6 protein-coding genes are annotated in these 4481 nt (G+C 63.2%); all 6 read left to right on the forward strand.

All coding sequences use genetic code 11. From position 1 onward, the window contains the following. Nucleotides 1-501: carbohydrate ABC transporter permease (locus EN939_RS22340; RefSeq protein WP_164751144.1), on the forward strand; the 501-nt coding region annotated here is incomplete at its 5' end. 4 nt (nt 502-505) lie between these two features. Beyond that, nucleotides 506-1621, forward strand: a complete 1116-nt coding sequence (locus EN939_RS22345; RefSeq protein ID WP_023810089.1) for an ABC transporter ATP-binding protein — start codon at nt 506-508, stop codon at nt 1619-1621. 88 nt (nt 1622-1709) lie between these two features. Beyond that, nucleotides 1710-3212, forward strand: coding sequence for a GMC oxidoreductase (locus EN939_RS22355; RefSeq protein WP_127269728.1), 1503 nt, complete (start codon nt 1710-1712; stop codon nt 3210-3212). Next, nucleotides 3209-3472, forward strand: coding sequence for a hypothetical protein (locus tag EN939_RS22360; protein WP_127269730.1), 264 nt, complete (start codon nt 3209-3211; stop codon nt 3470-3472). The genes EN939_RS22355 and EN939_RS22360 overlap by 4 nt, the downstream gene beginning before the upstream one ends. Beyond that, nucleotides 3469-4230, forward strand: a complete 762-nt coding sequence (locus EN939_RS22365; RefSeq protein WP_127269732.1) for a 3-ketoacyl-ACP reductase — start codon at nt 3469-3471, stop codon at nt 4228-4230. The genes EN939_RS22360 and EN939_RS22365 overlap by 4 nt, the downstream gene beginning before the upstream one ends. A gap of 12 nt (nt 4231-4242) precedes the next feature. After that, on the forward strand, nt 4243-4481 hold a 239-nt coding region (locus EN939_RS22370; protein ID WP_164751145.1), incomplete at its 3' end, for an NAD(P)-binding protein.

The raw sequence follows: 4481 nt of genomic DNA on the forward strand, positions 1-4481 counted from the left end.
ATCCTCGGCAGCCTCGGCCGCTTCGGCGTCACGCTGCAGAATGCAACGGGAACCAGCTTTGGGCTCGGCAATCCGACCGTCAATCTGGTTTTCGTCCACGTCGTCTACGGCATCGGCTTCACCACGCTGTTCTTCCGCAACTACTACGAGGCGTTCCCCACCGAACTGGTCAAGGCGGCACAGGTCGACGGCGCATCCTTCTTCCAGATCTTCCGCCGCATCATGCTGCCGAACTCGATGCCGATCTTCGTCGTCACCGTTATCTATCAGTTCACCAACATCTGGAACGACTTCCTGTTCGCCTCGGCTTACGCCGGCACTGGCGACGCGATGCCTATGACGGTGGCGCTCAACAACGTCGTCAACACGTCGACCGGCGTCGTCGAATACAACGTCAACATGGCCGCCGCGATGATCGCGGCACTGCCCACCCTTCTCGTCTATGTGCTCGCCGGCCGCTATTTCGTGCGCGGTCTGATGGCGGGCGCCGTCAAAGGATAATCCGATGGCTTTTCTGGAAATTGATGGTTTGAGGAAGCGCTTCGGCCAGGTCGAGATCCTGAAGGGGATCGATGTCGAGCTCGAGAAAGGCGGCTTCCTGGTGCTGGTCGGCCCTTCCGGCTGCGGCAAGTCGACCTTGCTCAACACCATCGCCGGCCTGGAGACGATCACCTCGGGCGAAATCCGGGTCGACGGCCGCACCATCAACGATCTGCATCCTTCCAAGCGCGACATCGCCATGGTTTTCCAGAGCTACGCGCTCTACCCCAACATGACGGTGGCCGGAAACATCTCCTTCGGCATGGAGATGCGCGGCGTGCCGGCGGCGGAGCGCCAGAAGGCCATCGACAAGGTGGCCAAGGTGCTGCAGATCGGCCACCTCTTGCAGCGCAAGCCGAGCCAGCTTTCCGGCGGCCAGCGCCAGCGCGTCGCCATGGGCCGGGCGCTGGTGCGCGACCCAAAACTGTTCCTGTTCGACGAGCCCTTGTCCAACCTCGACGCCAAGCTGCGTGTTGACATGCGCATCGAAATCAAGCGCCTGCATGCCACCACCGGCACCACCATCGTCTACGTCACACACGACCAGATCGAGGCGATGACGCTGGCCACCAAGATCGCGGTCATGCGCGATGGCGAGGTGCAGCAGTTCGGTACGCCGGCCGAAATTTACAACAACCCGAGCAATCTCTTCGTCGCCGATTTCATGGGCTCGCCGGCGATGAACCTGATCCCGGCGACGATCGGCACGTCAGGCAACGCGCTGTCCGTCGTGCTGCAGCGCGAAGCACGAGAGCCGATCTCGCTGCCGATGGCCAATGCACCGGCCGGCCTGTCGGCATTCCAGGGCAAACCGATCATCTTCGGTGTCCGCCCCGAAGCCCTGACCGATCCGGAAGGTGCCGAGCGCAACGCCTCGCACATCGCAACCGCCGACTGTCACATCGAGGTCGTCGAACCGGCCGGCTCGGACACTTTCGCCGTCACCAATCTCGGCGGCAAGGGCGTGGTGGCGCGGCTGCGCGCCGACGCCAACATCCAGCCGGGCACCAACACGCCGCTTGCCTTCAACCTGACCAAGGCGGTGTTCTTCGACCCGGCGACCGAGACCCGTATTCGCTAATGTATGTCGCCCAAAAGTGGATCCGGTTTTGGGGCAACGACATGCATCAAAACAAAAAACTAAAGCGCGTCGGGACGCGATTTAGGCCATGACAAATCCGGACATCGTCATCATCGGCTCCGGCATCGGCGGCGCTACGATCGCTTCCGGCCTTGCCGGCAGCGGCGCCTCGATCCTGATGCTGGAGCGCGGCGAGCCGTTGCCGGCGACGCCGCACGCGCGCGACACGCGCTCGATCTTCGTCGACGGCCATTACAGGCCGAAGGAGATGTGGCGTGAGGCCGGCGGCGCCGCCTTCAACCCCGGCAATTATTACTATGTCGGCGGCAATTCGAAGTTCTACGGCGCGGTGCTGATCCGCTACCGCAAGGAGGACTTTGCGGCCATGGAGCATTTCGGCGGAGTCTCTCCGGCATGGCCGTTCACCTATGACGAATTCGAGCCCTGGTATTCGAAAGCCGAACAGCTGTTTCGCGTGCGCGGTGCACTGGGCGAGGATCCGACCGAGCCGTTCCATTCGATCCCCTACGCCTACAAGCCGGTGCCCGACGAGGCACCGATCGCCCGCGCCCGCGCCGAGCTGAAAAACCTTGGCCTGCATCCGGCCTCGCTGCCGCTCGGTGTCGACATCGACACCTGGCTGAAGGAGGGCAAGACCGGCTGGGATGCTTTCCCGAACACCGGCCAAGGCAAGGTCGACGCACAAACGGGACCGCTGACGGCGGCCCTCACCGACCAGAACATCAAGCTCGAAACCGGCGCCTACGTCGAATATCTCGAAGCCTCGCCAGACGGCACGACGATATCAGCCATTCACTACCGGCAGAATGGCGAGCTGAAGAAAGTATCACCGAAGCTGGTCATCCTCTCGGCCGGCGCGGTCAACTCCGCTGTCATCCTGCTGCGCTCGCCCACATCGGATGGCAAAGGCCTAGCCAACCGCGCCGACCAGGTCGGCCGCAATTTCATGAACCACAATTCCAGCGCCATGCTGGCGATCGACCCGCGCCGTCGCAACGATGCCGTCTACCAGAAGACCTTGATGCTGAACGACTATTACCTGTCCGACGGCAAGGGCGGCAAGCCGCTGGGGAACGTCCAGTTGCTCGGCAAGATCGACGGCAACATGCTGCGGGCCAATGTCAAATACACGCCGGGATTCGCGCTCGATTTCATGGCCGGCCACGCCGTCGACTGGTACCTGATGTGCGAGGATCTGCCCGATCCGGAAAGCCGCATCATGGTCGACGGCAAGGACATCGTCATGCAATGGCGGCGCTCCAACATGCGGTCGCTCGACGGGCTGACCAAGGTGATGCGCGAAAATTTCCGCGCCTGCGGTTATCCCATCGTTCTGTCGCGCCCCTTCGACAAGCGCACGCCGTCGCACCAATGCGGCACGATAAAGATGGGCGACGATCCGGCGACGGCGGCGCTCGACCCTTACTGCCGCTCCTTCGACCACCGGAACCTCTTCGTCGTCGACGGAAGCTTCTTGCCCAATTCGGCCGCCGTGAACCCGGCGCTGTCGATCGCCGCCCAGGCAATGCGCGTTGCCGATCACATCCGCAAGGTGGAGCTTACGGCATGATCGGTTTGCGCCGCCCCTCATCCGCCTGCCGGCACCTTCTCCCCGTAAACGGGGAGAAGAAAGCTGGTCGCAACCTCGGCGATCCTTTGGCGATTGGCGAGAACGGCGGCGCGAGCGTCCTTCTCCCCGTCACTATACGGGGGGTTGAGGAGTGGTCCGCGCAGCGGACGAAAAGCCAACTGCTTGGCTTTTCGAACGACGAACGCTCCGGCAGGGCGATGAGGGGCGGCGCTGACATCCGCAAGGCTAGCTTCCAATGACCCGCCCCTCCGCCATCGTCACCGGCGGCGCGCGGGGCATTGGCCTTGCCTGTGCCCAGGCGCTGGCGGATGGCGGCTACGATATTCTGGTCGCCGACCTTGCCGAAACAGCCGCTGACGGACTTGCCGCCGACATCACCAAGCGTGGCGCGAAATTTGCCTACATCCAGTGCGACATCGCCGATCTCGCCAGCCACACCGCACTTGTCGATGCCGCGATGCGCGCCTTCGACCGTATCGATTGCCTGGTCAACAATGCCGGCGTCGGCGCCGTGGTGCGCGGTGACCTCTTGGACCTCAAGCCGGAGAATTTCGACCGCACGCTCGGCATCAATCTGCGCGGCACTGTGTTCCTCAGCCAGGCCGTGGCCAAGGCGATGCTCGCCGCGCCAGGCGATCCCCCGAAATCAATCATCACCATCACCTCGGTCAGCGCCGAAATGGCATCGCCGGAGCGGCCGGACTACTGCATCTCGAAAGCCGCACTTTCGATGTGGGTGAAGAACCTGGCGCTGCGGTTGGCTCCCGAAAACATAGGCGTGTTCGAGGTGCGGCCCGGCATCATCCGCACCGACATGACCTCAGGCGTGACCGCCAAATACGACGCCCTCATCGACGGTGGTCTGGTGCCGGCAAAGCGCTGGGGCGAAGCATCGGATATCGGTGCGGTGGTGGCAACGCTCGCCGGTGGCAAGCTCGGCTTTTCGACCGGCTCGATCATCAATGTCGACGGTGCGCTCTCCGTGGCGCGACTGTAAATGGATGGTTTCATGACCGACTACATCATCGTGGGCGCCGGGCCGGCCGGCTGCGTTCTGGCCAACCGGCTGAGCGAGGATCCGGGCAACTCGGTCTTGCTGCTCGAAGCTGGCGGCAAGGACTGGCATCCCTATATCCACATGCCGGCGGGCTTCGCCAAGATGACGAAGGGGATCGCCTCCTGGGGCTGGTCGACCGTGCCGCAGAGAAACATGAAGGACCGCGTCTTCTGGTACACGCAGGCCAAGGT

It is taken from the genome of Mesorhizobium sp. M7A.F.Ca.CA.002.05.1.1 (assembly GCF_003998335.1).
In the GTDB taxonomy this organism is placed as follows: domain Bacteria; phylum Pseudomonadota; class Alphaproteobacteria; order Rhizobiales; family Rhizobiaceae; genus Mesorhizobium.

Excerpts from the sequence above, each read along its gene's own strand:
- EN939_RS22345 (WP_023810089.1), top strand. The coding sequence starts at position 506 with ATGGCTTTTCTGGAAATTGATGGTTTGAGGAAGCGCTTCGGCCAGGTC.
- EN939_RS22355 (WP_127269728.1), top strand. The coding sequence starts at position 1,710 with ATGACAAATCCGGACATCGTCATCATCGGCTCCGGCATCGGCGGCGCT.
- EN939_RS22360 (WP_127269730.1), top strand. The coding sequence starts at position 3,209 with ATGATCGGTTTGCGCCGCCCCTCATCCGCCTGCCGGCACCTTCTCCCC.
- EN939_RS22365 (WP_127269732.1), top strand. The coding sequence starts at position 3,469 with ATGACCCGCCCCTCCGCCATCGTCACCGGCGGCGCGCGGGGCATTGGC.